Source organism: Kitasatospora sp. NPDC090091 (assembly GCF_044747365.1).
Classification (GTDB): domain Bacteria; phylum Actinomycetota; class Actinomycetes; order Streptomycetales; family Streptomycetaceae; genus Kitasatospora.
The window spans coordinates 270,179-285,092 of record NZ_JBIVDY010000003.1 but is presented as its reverse complement, the minus strand read 5'-3'; the positions used below and the strand labels follow the sequence as shown (position 1 = coordinate 285,092).

General features: G+C 74.8%; 11 protein-coding genes. 4 read left to right on the top strand and 7 right to left on the bottom strand.

Translation table 11 applies throughout. From position 1 onward, the window contains the following. Window positions 1–91: 91 nt before the first annotated feature. Both ACIPSC_RS06835 and ACIPSC_RS06830 read right to left on the bottom strand, forming a co-directional pair. Complete coding sequence (locus ACIPSC_RS06835) at window positions 92–532, bottom strand: VOC family protein (protein WP_400823736.1); 441 nt, start codon at window positions 530–532, stop codon at window positions 92–94. A gap of 35 nt (window positions 533–567) precedes the next feature. Next, a complete protein-coding gene (locus tag ACIPSC_RS06830) occupies window positions 568–1,908 on the bottom strand; it encodes a glutamine synthetase family protein (RefSeq protein ID WP_400823734.1) in 1,341 nt (446 codons plus the stop codon). Window positions 1,909–2,199: 291 nt separating this feature from the next. Here ACIPSC_RS06830 and ACIPSC_RS06825 point away from each other — a divergent pair, with 291 nt between their 5' ends. After that, complete coding sequence (locus ACIPSC_RS06825) at window positions 2,200–3,240, top strand: alpha/beta fold hydrolase (protein ID WP_400823732.1); 1,041 nt, start codon at window positions 2,200–2,202, stop codon at window positions 3,238–3,240. On the opposite strand, the gene ACIPSC_RS06820 is transcribed toward ACIPSC_RS06825, so the two are convergent. From ACIPSC_RS06820 to ACIPSC_RS06800, 5 genes are read right to left on the bottom strand one after another with little or no spacing between them, the layout of a single operon-like run. Further along, the gene (locus tag ACIPSC_RS06820; protein WP_400823729.1) at window positions 3,230–4,516 is read right to left on the bottom strand and encodes an NAD(P)/FAD-dependent oxidoreductase; all 1,287 of its coding nucleotides are present in this window, start codon (window positions 4,514–4,516) and stop codon (window positions 3,230–3,232) included. The two genes, ACIPSC_RS06825 and ACIPSC_RS06820, sit on opposite strands and share 11 nt — an antisense overlap. Beyond that, window positions 4,513–5,292, bottom strand: coding sequence for an ABC transporter ATP-binding protein (locus ACIPSC_RS06815; RefSeq protein WP_400823728.1), 780 nt, complete (start codon window positions 5,290–5,292; stop codon window positions 4,513–4,515). Before ACIPSC_RS06815 ends, ACIPSC_RS06820 begins: the two co-directional genes overlap by 4 nt. Beyond that, window positions 5,289–7,166 carry a dipeptide/oligopeptide/nickel ABC transporter permease/ATP-binding protein gene (locus tag ACIPSC_RS06810; RefSeq protein WP_400823725.1) on the bottom strand — a complete coding sequence of 626 codons (1,878 nt, stop codon included), beginning with the start codon at window positions 7,164–7,166 and terminating at the stop codon, window positions 5,289–5,291. Before ACIPSC_RS06810 ends, ACIPSC_RS06815 begins: the two co-directional genes overlap by 4 nt. A gap of 1 nt (window position 7,167) precedes the next feature. After that, window positions 7,168–8,136, bottom strand: coding sequence for an ABC transporter permease (locus tag ACIPSC_RS06805; protein WP_400823723.1), 969 nt, complete (start codon window positions 8,134–8,136; stop codon window positions 7,168–7,170). A gap of 14 nt (window positions 8,137–8,150) precedes the next feature. Further along, window positions 8,151–9,734: an ABC transporter substrate-binding protein gene (locus ACIPSC_RS06800; RefSeq protein ID WP_400823721.1), complete on the bottom strand. Its 1,584-nt coding sequence runs from the start codon at window positions 9,732–9,734 to the stop codon at window positions 8,151–8,153. Between the two features lie 214 nt (window positions 9,735–9,948). On the opposite strand from ACIPSC_RS06800, the gene ACIPSC_RS06795 reads away from it, so the two are divergent. The 3 genes from ACIPSC_RS06795 to ACIPSC_RS06785 all read left to right on the top strand — a co-directional run bounded on the left by ACIPSC_RS06795 (window position 9,949) and on the right by ACIPSC_RS06785 (window position 14,799). Next, window positions 9,949–11,646, top strand: coding sequence for a DUF885 domain-containing protein (locus tag ACIPSC_RS06795; RefSeq protein WP_400823719.1), 1,698 nt, complete (start codon window positions 9,949–9,951; stop codon window positions 11,644–11,646). A 293-nt stretch (window positions 11,647–11,939) separates the two neighbouring features. Next, window positions 11,940–12,320 carry a DUF5132 domain-containing protein gene (locus ACIPSC_RS06790; RefSeq protein ID WP_400823717.1) on the top strand — a complete coding sequence of 127 codons (381 nt, stop codon included), beginning with the start codon at window positions 11,940–11,942 and terminating at the stop codon, window positions 12,318–12,320. Window positions 12,321–12,510: 190 nt separating this feature from the next. Continuing rightward, entirely contained in the window at window positions 12,511–14,799 is a 2,289-nt protein-coding gene (locus tag ACIPSC_RS06785) for an ATP-binding cassette domain-containing protein (RefSeq protein WP_400823715.1), read from the top strand. Window positions 14,800–14,914: the final 115 nt, after the last annotated feature.

Below are 14,914 nucleotides of genomic sequence, written 5' to 3'. Positions count from 1 at the left end.
TCGGTCGGGTGAGACCGCATCGTGGTAGCGGACATCCCTGACCGCCCGGGTCAGGGATGTCCGCTCGGCGCCCCGGGGGGTCTTCTCCCGCTCAGCGCAGTTGCTCGGCCAGTCCGATGATGATGCCCTCCGGGCCGCGGATGTAGCAGAGCAGGTAGCTGTCCTCGAACCGGGCGATCTCGCCGAGGAGTTCGGCACCGTGAGGGCGCAGACGGGCCACGGTGTCCTCGATGTCGTCGACGGCGAACATGACGCGATGCGTGCCCAGGACGTTGTGCGGCCGGTTGCGCGGCCCGGCGCCGATCACCGCGGGGCTGCGGTACTTCGCCAGTTCGAGACGGCTGTGACCGTCCGGGGTCCGGAGCATCGCGATGTCACAACGGACACCGTCGAGTCCGGTGCACCGGTCGGCGAAGAGGCCCTCGACCTCCGCCCTGCCCTCCAGCTCCATCCCGAGTTCCACGAAGAACGCGACGGCGGCATCCATGTCCTCCACCACGATGCCGACGTTGTCCATCCGCTGAATCGCCATGCGGCGTCTCCTTCAGTGGTAGAACCGATGCCTCGTCAGTAGCGCCAGCGTACGGCCTCGATGACGTCCGCATCCGTGTGCATCGCGAACAGCTCCGCCTCCGCCCGCCGGACGGCCAGCAGGGCCTCGTACAGCTCGGGTTCGAGCGCCTGCCGCAGGACGGCGGACTTCTCGTACGCGTCGATCGCCTCCGGCAGGCTCGCCGGGAGGCGCTCGGCGGCGTCCAGGGCGGCGGGGTCGCTCGGGGTCTCGGGCGGCAGGGGCAGGCCGGCGTCCAGGCCGGCGAGTCCGGCGGCCAGCACGCCGCCGACCACCAGGTAAGGGTTGGCGGCGGCGTCGAAGCACTTGAGCTCGGCGTTGGCCTGCCCGGCGGCGGAGCCGGTGATCAGGCGCAGCGCCGCCTCACGGTTCTCCAGGCCCCAGCAGCGGTAGGCCCCGGCGAAGTGCGAGGGGACCAGCCGCAGGTAGGAGGCGACACCGGGCGCGCCGAGCGTGAGCAGGGCGGGCAGCTCGGTCAGTACGCCTGCGAGGAACTGCTCGGCCTCGGGGTGCAGTCCGTGGCGGCCGGGGCCGCCGTGCGCGAGGTTCCGGCCCTCCCGCCAGAGGCTGAGGTGCAGGTGGCCGCCGTTCCCCACCGCTCCCTCGGTGAAGACGGGCGCGTAGGAGACCCGCAGGCCGTGCCGGGCGGAGACGGCCCGGACGGTGTGCCGCACCAGCATGGTGGTGTCGGCGGCCTCGACCGGCCCTTCGGCGGCGACCGAGACCTCGAACTGCCCGGCGGCGTACTCGGGGTGGAGCTGGAGGACGGTCAGCCCCTGGTCGGTGAGGGCGCGCAGGACCTCCCGCAGGTAGTCGGAGTGCTCGATGAAGCGGGTCATCCCGAACCCGGGCGCGACCGTCGCGGGGGCCCCGGCGGCGTCGGCCACCACCCACTCGACCTCGATCCCGGCCCGCACGGACAGCCCGCGCCGCTCGACGGCCTCGGCGATCCGGCGGGCGAATCCGCGCTGGCAGCCGGGGTGCGGGGAGCCGTCCTGGGTGTAGCGGTCGGCCGGGGCCCAGGCCCAGCCGGGCTGGGCGGCGAGCGGGGCGAGCCGGTCGAGGTCGGGGACGAGCCGCAGGTCGCCCACCGGGCCGGTGCTCGAAGGCGCGGTGGTGAAGGAGTCGTCCACCAGCGAGACGTCGAAGCAGGGCACGGCGCCGACGCCGTACTCGGCGGCGTGTTCGAGCTGGGCGAGCGGGACGGACTTCACCCGGGTGAGCCCGGCGTTGTCGACCCAGCCGAACACCACGCCGTCGATTCCGTCGGCGGCGAGCTGGGTTGCGGCCTCCCGGGCCTGGGCGGCCCGCTCGGCTCGGGGGGAGGTGGTGGTCATGCCGCCCATGCTGGCGTTCGCAGCAGTCGGTGGGCGAGCGGCCGGCCCGGATTTCACTCGTCCGTGAACGGTCGGTCTCCGGCCTGACGCAGGACGGTGCAGGACGCGGCAGCGCGGTGGTGACTCCGGGCCTCCGCTCCTGCGCGGTGAGTCTCCGGGCGATTGCCGGGGACGGCCTGGCGTCGAGCGGACGGACCGGGGGGAGGATACTGGCATGGATCGGGTTTCGAGTGCCTTTGCGGAGGACCGATGCGCCGGGACCGACGGTTGGCGGACTCCTTACTCGCGTGGTTGAGCCGGGACTGGCTCGGGTTACCCCTCGCGGTGCTGGTGGTGGCGGTGGGTGCCGGTCTGGTAGGGGTGGGGGCGGCCTGGGCGGTGGCGCTCGGTGCCCTGGCGACGGCTGTCGGTGCGGCGCTGGCCGCGGGAGCCGTTCGTCACCTGGTGCTGGGGGCCCGCGAGGCGCGGGCGAACCCGCCGCCGGGGCGGCTGGTCGATGTGGGTGGTCACCGGATGCACGTCCTCGCCGAGGGGGAGGCCGGGGGCGGACCGACGGTGGTCTGGGTACCCGGCGGACACGCCGCCGGTGAGGACTTCCGGGAGCTGCACACGATGATGGCGGCCCGGACGCGCTCGGTGCTGGTGGACCGGTTCGGCTCGGGCTGGAGCGATGTCGGGCCCTTCCCGAGGACCACGGCCGTCGAGGCGGAGGAGTTGCCGGCGGCGCTGCGGGCGGCGGGGGAGCGGGCCCCCTTCGTGCTCGTCGGCCACTCCTTCGGCGGCCTGCTGGTCGCCAACGTGGCCAGGCGGCACCCGGACCTGGTGGCCGGCGTCGTGCTGCTGGATCCCACGCCCCTGGAGGTCATCGCCTTCGCGCCGCCCAACGGGCTGGTCGCGGGCATGCGCCGGACGTTCCTGCGGACGGCCGTGCGGCACCTGTTCGGTGCGCACCGTGGCGCGGGCGTCCCGACCGGCCGGCACTGCGCCGCGGCGTCGATCTTCGCCGAGCTGTCGCCGTCCGGGCTGGCGGACGTCGGCTGGGAGACCGTGGTGTACGACGGGGACCTCGGAGACCTGCCCCTGGTACTGGTGATACCCCGGGATCTCGTCGGCGGTGAGGCGGTGCTGGCCGGCGCCCGGAACGCGGTCGAGGCCGAGCGGATCAGCCGCTTCTACCTGCGGGCCAGGACCCGCTACCTGGCGGCGTCGAGCGCTTCCCGTCTGGTGCACACGCCGGAGGGCACCGGTCACCTCTTCCCGGTCGAGGCCCCCGGGTTCGTGGTCGGCGTGGTCGAGGGCCTGGTGCAGGAGCTGCGCGTGGTCAGCCCATGACCGTCCGCGCGGAGTCGGCGCGGACGGGGCGCCGGCGGGAGAAGGCGCCCAGGTTCACGACGTTGCCGGTGTGCTCGCAGGGGTACCGGACGGGATCGCCGTCGTGGTCGTGGCCGGCCTCGACGGCGTCGATCAGGGCGGCGAGGTAGCGGCCCACCAGCGGGGCGTTCTTGAACTGGTTGCCGCTGGTGCCCATGGCGACGTAGTAGCCGCCGAGGGCGGTGCGGTCGTAGATCGGGGTCCAGTCGTCGGCGACGTCGTACACGCCCGCGGTCCCGAGCGGCCGGTTGGGGACTCCGATCTCCGGGAAGCGCCGGGCCGCCCGGGTCACCTGGGTCCGGAAGCGGTGGGCGGTCGGGCGGGGGTCGGCCCGGTCCGGGTCGTCGATCCACTCCGGCCGGTCACAGGCCGGCTCGGTGCCGCCGATGAGGATGCGGCCCGCGGCCGCCGGTCGCAGATAGGTGCCGAGGTCGAGGTCGGCGACCATGGCGCCGATTTCGGGCGCGGTGACCTGGTGCACCTCCTCGCGCAGCGGGCGCACGCCGATGGTGAAGTCGTCGCCGACGCCGGCCAGCCGGTTGAGGCCGCCCGACCACGGACCGGCGGCGTTGACCACGACCGGCGCGGTGATCCGGGCTCCGTCGGCCAGACGGATGCCCGTCACCCGGTCGGCGTGCCGGTCGACGGCCACCACGGTGTGGTGGAACAGGAAGTGCGTGCCCAGCTCGCCCGCCGCGTCGGCGAGGTTCTGGGCGGCGAGCTGCGGGTCGTCGACGTACCCGGCGTCCGGGGTGTACAGGGCGCCGAGCTCGCCGTCCGGCCCGGCGAAGAAGCCGTCGTCGTCCACCGGCTTCGGCGGCCAGTACCGGCCCGGGTCGATCCCGGGCAGGTGGCGGCGCAGCGCCCCGGCGTCCCACCGGTCGCAGGGGACGCCGGCGCGCTCGAACAGGGCGGTGACGGCGGACGGGTCGGCGGCGGGCGAGTCGAGCAGGACGGCGCCGGTGCGGCGGAAGGCGGCGAGCGGGCGGCCGGTGAGCCGCAGGTGTTCGGGCCAGGCCGTCCAGAGGTGCTGGGCCTCCCACGCGGTGGCGACCCCGTCGAAGGTGGAGTAGTTGAACCGGATGATCGCGCTGGAGGCGCTGGTGGAGCCGTGGCCGGCGGCGCCGGCCTTGTCCACCACGAGCACCCGGCGTCCGGTGCGGGCGAGTTCGAGGGCAACGGCGGAGCCGATCACCCCGGCTCCCACCACCAAGGCGTCGGGCCGGTGACCGGTCATCGGGACCTCCCGGAGGGCAGGCGGGGTACGGCGTCGAGCAGGGCACGGGTGTACGGGTGCTGCGGGGTGCGCAGGAGGGCCCCGGTGGTGGCGGTCTCGACGATCCGGCCGTGCCGCATGACCGCCACCGCGTCGGAGACGTGGCAGACGGCGGGCAGGTTGTGGCCGATGAACAGCATCGACAGGCCGAGCCGCCGTTGGAGTTCGCGGATCGTGTTGAGGACGGCGGCCTGCACCGAGACGTCGAGCGCCGAGGTGATCTCGTCGGCGATCAGCAGACCGGGTTCGACGGCGAGGGCGCGGGCGACGGCGACCCGCTGGCGCTGGCCGCCGGAGAGCTGGCGCGGCAGGCGGTCGGCGAGCCGGGGGTCCAGGCCGACGAGTTCGAGCAGGGCGGGGACGCGCTCGGCCCGGGTCCGCCGGTCGAGCCGGTGGAACGCGGTGGCCGCTTCGAGGAGCGTCCGGCGGACGGTCATCCGGGGGTCCAGCGCGGTGTCCGGGTCCTGGAGGACGATCTGGACCAGTCGGCCGAGCCGGCGCCGGTCGCCGATGGTGCGGACCCGGACCTCCCGGCCGTCGAGCAGCACCCGGCCGCCGTGCACGGGCGTGAGGCCGACGATCGCGCGGGCCAGGCTCGACTTGCCGGAGCCGGACTCGCCGACGAGCCCGAGCGTCGTGCCGGTGGGGATCTCCAGCGAGACCCCGTCGACGGCGGCGACGGGGCCGCGCGGGCCGTGGTGGCGGACGGTGAGGTCGGAGACCTGAAGGGTGGTCACGACGCGGCCACCTCCGCCGTCACCGGGTACCAGCAGGCCACCCGGTGGTCCGCGTCGTGGTCCGCCAGGGGCGGGGCCTGCTCGGCGCAGTGGTCCCGGCGGCGCGGGCAGCGGGGCTCGAACGGGCAGGCCCGGGCGGGCGCCGGTGAGTCGGGCGGTGCGCCGTCCACCGTGGGAAGCGGGCGGTCGTGGTCCGCCGCGAGGTCCGGTACGGAGGCGACCAGGGCCCGGGTGTAGGGGTGCCGGGCGCCGCCGGCGAGCCGGTCGGCGGGCAGGGACTCGACGACGGTGCCCGCGTACATCACCAGGACACGGTCGCAGAATTCGCCGACCAGCGCGATGTCGTGGCTGATGAACAGGACGGCGGCGGCGGTGTCCCGGCGGATGTCGGAGAGCAGCCGGGTGATCTGCCGCTGCACGGTGACGTCCAGCGCGGTGGTCGGCTCGTCGGCGATGATCAGGCGCGGTCGGACCATCAGCCCGGCGGCGATCATCACCCGCTGACGCTGGCCCCCGGAGAGCTGGTGGGGGCGCTTGCGCAGCACATCGGCGGGCAGGGCGACCCGGTACAGCGCGTCGGCGGCCTCCGCCAGTGCCTCGGCGCGGCTCGCGCCGCGGTGGGCCCGGACGGCCTCGGTGAGCTGGGTGGAGATCCGCAGGGACGGGTTGAGCGCGGAGGCCGGGTTCTGGAAGACCATCGCCAGGCCGGTCGCGAGGTGGCGGTCGCGCTGCTTCGGCGTCATGGCGGCGAGGTCGGCGCCGAGCAGACGGAGGGTCCGCCGGGTGACGCGGGCCCGTTCGGGAAGCAGGCCGGCGACGGCGAGTGCGGTGAGCGACTTGCCGGAGCCGGACTCGCCGACGAGCCCGACGATCTCGCCCGGCCGCAGCGCCAGGCTCACCCCGCGCACCGGCCGGATCACCCCGTCCGGCGTGGGGAGTTCGACGGTGAGGTCGTCGACCTGGAGGACCAGGCCGTCCTCGGCGGGCCCTCCCCCGGCCTTCGGCCGGGGGGACCCCCATGGGGCGGGCGGTGGAGCGGGCGTGCGGGGCGCCGGCCCGCGCCGGGCGACGCCGCCGGCCAGGGCCTCGCCGAGCAGCTGGAAGGCCAGGGCCGCGTAGAGGACGGCCAGGCCCGGGGCGAGCGCGGGCAGCGGTTCGGCGTAGATCCGGTCGAGGCCCTGGTTGAGCAGCTGTCCCCAGTCGTAGTCGGGCGGCTGGACGCCCAGTCCGAGGAAGCTCAGGCCGGAGAGTGCGACGAGGGCCGTGCCCGCGGCCGTGGTGGTGGCCAGCAGCAGCGGCTCGGCGATGTTGGGCAGGACGTGCCGCCGGAGCAGCCGGTGCCGGCGCAGGCCGAGGACCCGGGCGGCGGCCAGGTGGTTGGTGCCGGCCACCGCGGCGGAGAGGGTCTGGGCGAGCCGGGCGAAGCCGGGGACACTCGCGACGGCGAGGGCGAGCACCACGGCGCCGGTACCAGCGCCGAACACGACCGCGAGGAACATCGCGACCAGCAGCGCGGGGAAGGCGAGCAGCAGGTTGATCAGTGCGGTGAGCAGCCGGCGGGCGCGGCTGCCGACGACGGCGGTGGCCGCGCCGAGCAGGACGCCGCCGGTGGCGCCGAGCAGGGTGGCGGCCAGGGCTGGCAGCAGGGAGGACCGGGTGGCGGTGAGGACCCGGGCGAGCACGTCCCGGCCGAGGTTGTCGGTGCCGAACGGGTGGGCCGTGGAAGGGCCTTGGAGCACCGCGGAGGGGTCGGGGCGGTCGGCCGCGGTGCCCCACACTAGCGGTGCCGCCAGCGCGAGGACGAGCAGCGAGGCCAGCATGACCGCCGGGATCCAGGCCGTCGGTGAGCGGAGGTACCTGCCGGGTAGGGCCATCTCAGCTCTCCCGGATCGTCGAACGAGGGTCCAGCACCGCCAGCAGCACGTCGACCAGGAGGCCGCAGAGCAGCACGGTGGAGCCCAGGATCAGCACCATCGCCTGGAGCACCGGGTAGTCCTGGCTCACCACGGACTGGGCCATCGCCGATCCGAGGCCGGGCCAGGCGAACACCCTCTCGACCAGGACGGTGCCGGCGATCATGGCGGGCAGCAGGCTTCCGGCGACGGTGAGCGCGGCGGTGGCCGTGTTGGGCGCGGTGTGCCGCAGGTGGCGGCGGGCGGGGGACAGCCGCTTGGCCCGCGCGGTGCGCAGGTAGTCCTCGTCCAGTACCTTCAGGGCCTCGACCCGGACGATGCGCACCAGGACGGCGGTGGGCGCGAGGGCGAGCGCGAGGACCGGCAGGACGAAGGACTCGGCGCCCGCCGCGCCGGCCACCGGCAGCAGCTGGAGGCCGACGGCCAGCAGCGCGGTGAGCCCGGCGGCCAGCACGAAGTCCGGCACTCCGGCCAGGCCGGCGGTGACCACGGTGAACGCCAGCTCGCTGCGCGGGTGCCGGCCGTCGTGGGTGCGGACCGTGGCGAGCAGTCCGCAGGGCAGGGCGACGGCGAGGGTGAGCAGGAAGGCCAGGCCGGCGATCTCCAGGGTGGCCGGCAGCCGGGTGCGGACCAGTTCGGCGACCGGCGTGCCGGTGACCAGCGACGTCCCGAGGTCGCCGTGCAGCAGGCCGCCGAGGTAGTGCCGGTACTGGGCGAGGAAGGGCGCGTCGAGCCCGAGCTGCTGGCGGCGGGCGGCCACCAGGGCGGGGTCGGCGTCGACCCCGAGGGCGGCGCGGACCGGGTCGCCGGGGACGAGGCGGATCATCGCGAAGGACGCCGTGAGCACGACCCCGAGGGAGATCAGGAGCCGGGCGGTGCGGCGGGCGAGGAACCCCGTCCACGGGTGCCGCAGCAGGTGGGGCAAGGACACGTCGGGCCCCCGGGTCACTGGTGGAGGCGGATGCTGGTGGGGACGAGCTGTCCGCCGAAGGTCGTGGCGAAGGTGGTGCGGTAGCCGTACACGGTGCTCCGGCCGTCGGCGATCGGCAGGGCGTCGGCCGAGCGCAGCAGTGCGGCGGCGGCCCGGTTCCAGGTGCCGCAGCCGGCGGTGTCGGGCTCCCGGAGCGCCTGGGCGACCAGGGCGTCGTACTCGGAGTTGCTGACGCCCGCGAAGTTGAGGCCCTGGGCGGGGGTGGGCCCGGAGAAGAACGGGACGAAGCCGGCCGGCAGGGCGAAGCCCGGCGTGCTGCCGGCCACGACGTCGAAGTCGCCGGTCCGGTACATCGCGTTGACGAGCGCGGGCAGGCTCTCGGTGACCAGCGTGACGTCCGCGCCGAGCGCCGTCCAGGTCCGGGCCATCAGCTCGGCGGCGGGCGGCAGGGTCGGCCCGAGGTCCGGGCTGGTGATCAGGCGCAGCCGGAGCGCTGCGCCGTCCCTGGTCAGCCGGCCGTCGGGGCCGCGGGTCCAGCCGGCGGCGCGCAGCGCCTCGGCGGCGTCCTGGGCAGGCAGGTTGGCGGCGGCGAGGTCGGCGTGGCAGACGGCGCCCTCGGCGCCGAAGTCGGTGGCGGGCCGTCCGGTGCCGCCGACGGCGACGTTGGCGAGGCCCTGGCGGTCGAGGGCGGACACCAGGGCGCGGCGCAGCGCCGGGTCGGCGAGAGGACGGCCGGGGCGCTGGTTGAAGAAGGTCAGCCCGACCACGGTCGCCACGTCCGTGGTGGCCAGGCCGTGGCCGGCGAGCCGGACGCGGTCGGGCCCGTTCACGCTCGCGATGTGGACGCCCCCGGTGAGCAGCAGGTTCGCGGCGGTGGAGGCCTGGGGCACCACCGAGAGGACGATCCGGGCCGGCAGGCCGGGCGCGGCGGTGGTCGCCCCGGCCGGACCCCAGGTGTAGCCCTCGCGGACGGTGAACTCGTACGGCCCGCCGGGGGAGTAGCGGGTGAGCACGTACGGGCCGGTGCCCCGGGTGGCGCGGTCCAGCGCCTCGGGCCGGTCGAGGCCGGCGGGGCAGACGATCGGCAGCAGGCCGAGGGTGCGGGTGAGGAACGGGAAGGGCGCGGTGGTGGTGGCCGACACCGTGCCGGCCCGGTCGTCGGCGCTCGCGGTGAACGGGACGTTCGGCAGGACGGTCCGGGCACCGGCCAGCTGGTGGGCCGGGTCGCCCGCGTAGTCGAGCGCCCGGGCCACGGCGGAGACGGTGAGCGGGGTGCCGTCGGAGCAGGTGACGTCCGGACGGAGGGTGAAGGTGGCCGTGGTGGCGGTGGCCTGCCAGGAGGAGGCGAGGCCGGAGACCACGGTGCCGTCGGGGTCGACGTTGACCAGCGAGTCGTAGGCGTAGCGGGCCTGACTCGCCCCGAAGGTGGAGTACGGGTCGAAGCTCGGGGTCTCGCCGGACTCGGCGATCCGGACGGTCCCGTGGTCCACCAGGGGGGTGGTCGTCGAGGAGGTGGCGACGCCGCCGCAGCCGCTCAGCGCGACGGCCGAGGCGGTGAGGGTGGCCGCCAGGGCGACCGGCAGGGTGCGTCGGGGCATGGCGGCCATGGTGCCACCGGGGTCGTCACCGCGGCGGTGCAACTGAGGCGTGCGGCAGTCGTGTTCGACAGGCTCGGAGCCGCCTGCCGGCCCGGCCGGGAGCCGTGGGCGGCGGCCGGGGGAGGACGATCATGATTCACCCTTTCGAGGGGTGTCACGGTCCGTGCGTCCCGGACCGGGCGGCTCGGCGGCCGGTCGTCGCCAGGATGGTCGCATGACGAACGAACCCGGCCGGGAGATCGGCGATCTGGCGGACCGCTATTGGGAGTACCTGCTGGCGCGGGACCCGCTGCTGAGAGTCCGTCAGGGGCTTCCGGTGGAGACGCTGCCCGGGGCCTCGCTCGCCGAGGCCGAGGAGCGGGCGCGGTTCGCCGGGGGCGTGCTGGAGCGGGCGCGGGCGCTGGAGGTCACGGAGCTGCCCGGAGCCGACGCCGACACCGCCGCGTTCCTGGTCGCACTGGCCGAGCAGGAGCTGCGGGCCCACCGCTGGTACTGGCTGACGCCCGCCGCCACGCCGTACCGGCTGTTCCCGCTGTCGCTGTACACGGACGCGGTGCTCGGCGCCTTCCGCTTCGCCGAACGGCCGGACGCCGACCGGTACGTGGCGCTGGTGCAGGAACTGGCCCGGCTGGTCGGCTCGATCGGGGACAAGGTGGCGGGGCAGACGGCCCGCGGCGTCCGGGTACCCGCCCCGGCGCTGGCCGGAGCGCGCGCCACCCTCGCCGGGCTGCTGACCTCGGTGGCACGCCGGGTGGAGGTGGCCGAGGACCGGCTCGGCGAGCTGGGGCCGGCCGGGCGCGGCCACCTCCGGGACGGCGTACGGGGAGTGGTGGAGGGCGAGTTGACGCCGGCCTTCGACCGGCTGCTCGCCGTCCTCGACGATCCGGCCTACGGGCGTGCGGCGCCGCAGGAGGTCGGCTGGGCGCGCTACCAGGACGGCGAGGAGGCGTACCGGGACTTCGTCCGGACCCACACCGGGGGCGACACCGCACCCGAGCGGCTGCACGAGCTCGGCCGCGAGCAGTGCCGCGAACTCGCCGAACGGATGCGGGAGGTGCGCGCGACGCTGGGCTTCCACGGCTCGGAGGCCGAGTTCCACGACCGGCTGCGCACCGAGCCCCGGCTGTACGCCCGGACGCCGGCCGAGGTCGAGGAGCGCTACCGCGGCCACCTCGACCGGCTGGCCCCGGTGCTGCCGCGCTGGTTCGCCACCGTCCCGGAGGCGCCGTACGGGCTGGCCCGGCTGGACCCGGCGCTGGAGCCGGGGATGACCTTCGGGTACTACGAGGCGCCGACGGCGACCGCCCCGGTCGGGCGCTACCGCTACAACGGTTCGGACCTGGACCGGCGGTCCCTGCTCGGCTCGGCTTCCCTGATCTTCCACGAGCTGGCGCCGGGGCACCACTTCCACCTCGCCCGCCAGGCGGAGGACCTCACCTTGCCGCAACTGCGCCGCGAGGTGGCGGAGTTCGGCGCGTTCAACGAGGGCTGGGCCGAGTACGCGGCCGGCCTCGGGTGGGAGATGGGCCTCTACGGGGAGCCGTGGGACGCCTACGGGCGGCTCGCGCAGGAGCGGTTCACCGCGCAGCGGCTGGTGGTCGACACCGGGCTCAACCTCGGGACGATGGATCTGGAGTCGTCGCGGGACTTCATGCGGGCCAACTCCACCGAGGCGGACGGCCAGATCGACTCGGACCTGCTGCGCTACTCCACGGACCTGCCCGGACAGGCGCTCTCCTACCGGGCGGGCTTCCTGGAGTTCGGCCGGCTGCGGGCCGACGCGGAGGCGGAGCTGGGCGCCGGGTTCGAGGTGCGGGCCTTCCACGAGGCGGTGCTGGGGGGTGGGGCGCTGCCGTTCCCGGGACTGCGCCGGCGGGTGGTGCGGGAACTCGGCGCTCATGGATTCGAATAGTCCGGTCGTCGTACGGCGCGGTTGTTCGGGTGCCGTGCGAATTCAGGCCGTGCGAGAAGGTGATGAACACTCGCATGAGTGAACATGCCGGAAGCCGTTTGGCTCCGGCCGACATGGTTCGACTACGGTGGCCACGAGATCGGGCGGCGCATGCCGGGTGCCGGAAATTCGGTTCGACAGGTGAATCCGGGATTCCTGGGTGGAATGCTTCCGTCCGCCCGGCTGTGCGTTGCTCCGGTGTTCGCAGTGCCCGGGTTCCCTGTCATACGTGTACGTAGAGAGGATGGAGCATTATGCCGCCCGTAGTACCGCCCTTCCTGGTCGGCCTCGTCGTCGCCCCCCTGGCCAAGCGTCTGCTGAAGCCGCTGGTGCGCGGAGTCGTCAAGACGTCCGTCGGCCTCGCGATGGAGGTGAAGAAGGCCGCTCAGGAGGCCGGGGAGAACATCCACGACCTCGCGGCCGAGGTGGCCGCCGACATGGTGGCCGCCCAGGTCGCCGCCGGTGACCACGGAGCCCGCTCGGGTGACGGTCACCGGGTCACCGGGAACGGCGCCCCGAGCCCCGTGAAGGACGAGCCCGCCGGACACGTCGAGCGGGTCGAGCGGACGGAGGGGGACCCGAGGTCCCCGAAGATCCGCGCGACCGCCGGCACCGCCGCCGGCAAGGCGCACTGACGGTCCGTCCGGATACCCGGCCGCCGCCCGGGTGAATTTCCGGGCATGCTCGGAGAAATGCACCTGGGCGGCGGCCGACCGCATGGCCCGTCGGCCACAGCACGCCCGCCTCCCGAATTCCCGTTCCGTCGTCGTAATCCGTCGTGTCCGTGACGGTTTCCACGACCTCCGCAAACAGGTGATCGTACACATGCCATCGCTACTGGGCGCCGCCGCCGGATTCCGCTCCGTGGAATTGGACGCGAGCCCGCGCTCGGTCGTTCCGGGCCGCCAGCGCTGGGACGTCAAGCTGGTGCTCGGGCGGCCCCGGACGGCCGAGCTCCTTGCCGCCGCGCTGCGCCGCATCCCCGGAATCACCGAGGCCACGGCCAACCCGGTCACCGGCGGGGTGCTCGTCCGGCACGATGCGCGGGTACGCGCCGCGGACGTCGGCCGGATCGTCCGCAGAGCCGTCGCCCTGGTCGCCGAGGGGCCGCGGACGGCCGCCCCCGCCCGGCCCGCGACCGCACCGGCCCCGCGGGCGGACCGCGGCCTGGTGGTGCGCCCCGTGCTCGCCGTCGGCGGCGGGGTGGCGGCGGGCGTCGCCCTGGTCCGGGGGTCGGCGCTGAGCCGGCAGCTGGTGGCGGTGGGCGGCGTGGCCGCCGCGACCGCGGCCGTCCTCCGGAAGGCCTGGCGCAGAACGCTCGACGCGTCCCGCGAGGCGGCCGGGCCCGGTGCCGGACGCCACCCCCTGCTGGAGATCGTCGGACCGCACCGCCGCCGCCTCTGCCGGGCCGCCGCGCTCTCGGTCTCCTGCCAGGTCTCGGAGATGGCGCTCGGCACCTTCCTCGGCTGGACCGGGCTGGTCCTCATCAAGGGCGAGGCGGCGCCCCTGGTCAGCCTCGGGCTGACCACCGCGTCCGCCCAACTCCTGGGTCTGGCCGGGCTGGTGGCCGCCGCCTGCGCCGCCGTGGCAGGCCTCTCGTACGCCTCGAACCTGCAGTGGCGACGGCTCGGCCAGGACATCGAGCACGACTGGCGGAGCCGCACGTACCGGCACGTCCAGCACCTCGAACTGGGGCAGCTGGAGGGCGAGCGGACCACCCGGGTGGCCGGGGCACTCACCGACGACGTCGGCCAGCTGGGCGCCTTCTTCGCCGGCCCGGCCAACGACGTGCTGCAACTCGGCACCAGCCTGGCCGTCCTGGTACCGGCGTTCCTGCTGCTGGCGCCGCAGATCGCCTGGATCGCCTTCCTGCCGATCCCGGTCATCGCCTGGCTGTCGCTGCACCACCAGGACCGGGCCGCGGCCGACTACGCCGTCACCGGCGAGCGCCGGGCCGTGCTGCGCAGCCAGGTGATCAATTCGCTGGAGGCCGGCGCCACCGTCAAGAGCTTCTGCACCGAGGACTACGAGGCCGGACGCACCGACGAACTGAGCGAGGCGGCCCAGGCGAGCAACCGGCAGACCGACCGGAGCACGATCCGCCACGCCGAGACCGTCCGGGCCTGCACCACCGCCTCGATGGCCGGCACCCTGCTGATCGGCGGCCGTTCGGTGCTCAACGGCACCCTGCGCTTCGAGGTGTTCAGCCCGCTGATCGGGCTGCCCCAGATGCTGCTGATGCGGATGAGCCGGCTCGGCGGCATCGTCGACCAGTACCAGCGCACCCTCGCCTCCTACGACCGGGTCCAGCGGCTGCGCGCCCTGCCCGTCGAGACCGACGGCAGCAAGGGGACGCTCGACCTCGCCGAGGTGCGGGGCGAGATCGTTCTCGACGGGGTCACCTTCGCCTACCCCGGCCGGCCGGCGGCCCTGGAGGACCTCTCGCTGACCGTCCCCGCCGGGCAGGTGACCGCCCTCGTCGGCGCCACCGGCTCCGGCAAGACGACGATCGCCAAACTGCTGATGCGCTTCCAGGACGCGGAGTCCGGCCGCGTGCTGCTCGACGGACAGGACGTCCGGGACCTGCCGCGGCACGACCTGCGCCACGCCATCGGCTTCGTCGCCCAGGACCCGTTCCTCTTCGACGGCACCGTCGCCGACAACATCCGCTACGGCAGCTTCGGGGCCTCCGACGCGGCCGTGGTCCGGGCGGCCACCATGGCCGAGGCGCACACCTTCGTCGCGACGCTGCCGGACGGCTACGACACCCTGATCGGCGAACGTGGCGCCGCGCTCTCCGGCGGCCAGCGTCAGCGGATCGCCCTGGCGCGCGCGATCCTCAAGGACTCACCGGTCGTCATCCTCGACGAGGCCACCTCCGCCGTGGACAACGAGACCGAGGCGGCCATCCAGCGCACGCTCCGCAGATTCGCGGCCGACCGGACCATGCTGGTCATCGCCCACCGGCTCTCCACCGTCCGCCACGCCGACCGGATCTACGTTATGGACAAGGGCGGCGTCGTCGCCGAGCAGGGCACCCACGACGAACTCCTCGCCCAGCACGGACTCTACGCATCCCTCTGGCAGCTCCAGGCCGGCGAACTCGCCGCCTGACCGCAGCCGCCGCGACCGCCCGCCGCGACCGCCCGCCGAGCCGACCGCGTGACCACACCGCGGTCGGCGCGGTCCGGCGTGCCCCGCCACCACGCCTGCCCACACTTTCGGAGGT

Bases quoted from the DNA above. Each gene is read 5' to 3' on its own strand.
- ACIPSC_RS06810 (WP_400823725.1), bottom strand. From the start codon at position 7,166: ATGGCCCTACCCGGCAGGTACCTCCGCTCACCGACGGCCTGGATCCCG.
- ACIPSC_RS06790 (WP_400823717.1), top strand. From the start codon at position 11,940: ATGCCGCCCGTAGTACCGCCCTTCCTGGTCGGCCTCGTCGTCGCCCCC.
- ACIPSC_RS06795 (WP_400823719.1), top strand. From the start codon at position 9,949: ATGACGAACGAACCCGGCCGGGAGATCGGCGATCTGGCGGACCGCTAT.
- ACIPSC_RS06800 (WP_400823721.1), bottom strand. From the start codon at position 9,734: ATGCCCCGACGCACCCTGCCGGTCGCCCTGGCGGCCACCCTCACCGCC.
- ACIPSC_RS06830 (WP_400823734.1), bottom strand. From the start codon at position 1,908: ATGACCACCACCTCCCCCCGAGCCGAGCGGGCCGCCCAGGCCCGGGAG.
- ACIPSC_RS06835 (WP_400823736.1), bottom strand. From the start codon at position 532: ATGGCGATTCAGCGGATGGACAACGTCGGCATCGTGGTGGAGGACATG.
- ACIPSC_RS06785 (WP_400823715.1), top strand. From the start codon at position 12,511: ATGCCATCGCTACTGGGCGCCGCCGCCGGATTCCGCTCCGTGGAATTG.
- ACIPSC_RS06820 (WP_400823729.1), bottom strand. From the start codon at position 4,516: ATGACCGGTCACCGGCCCGACGCCTTGGTGGTGGGAGCCGGGGTGATC.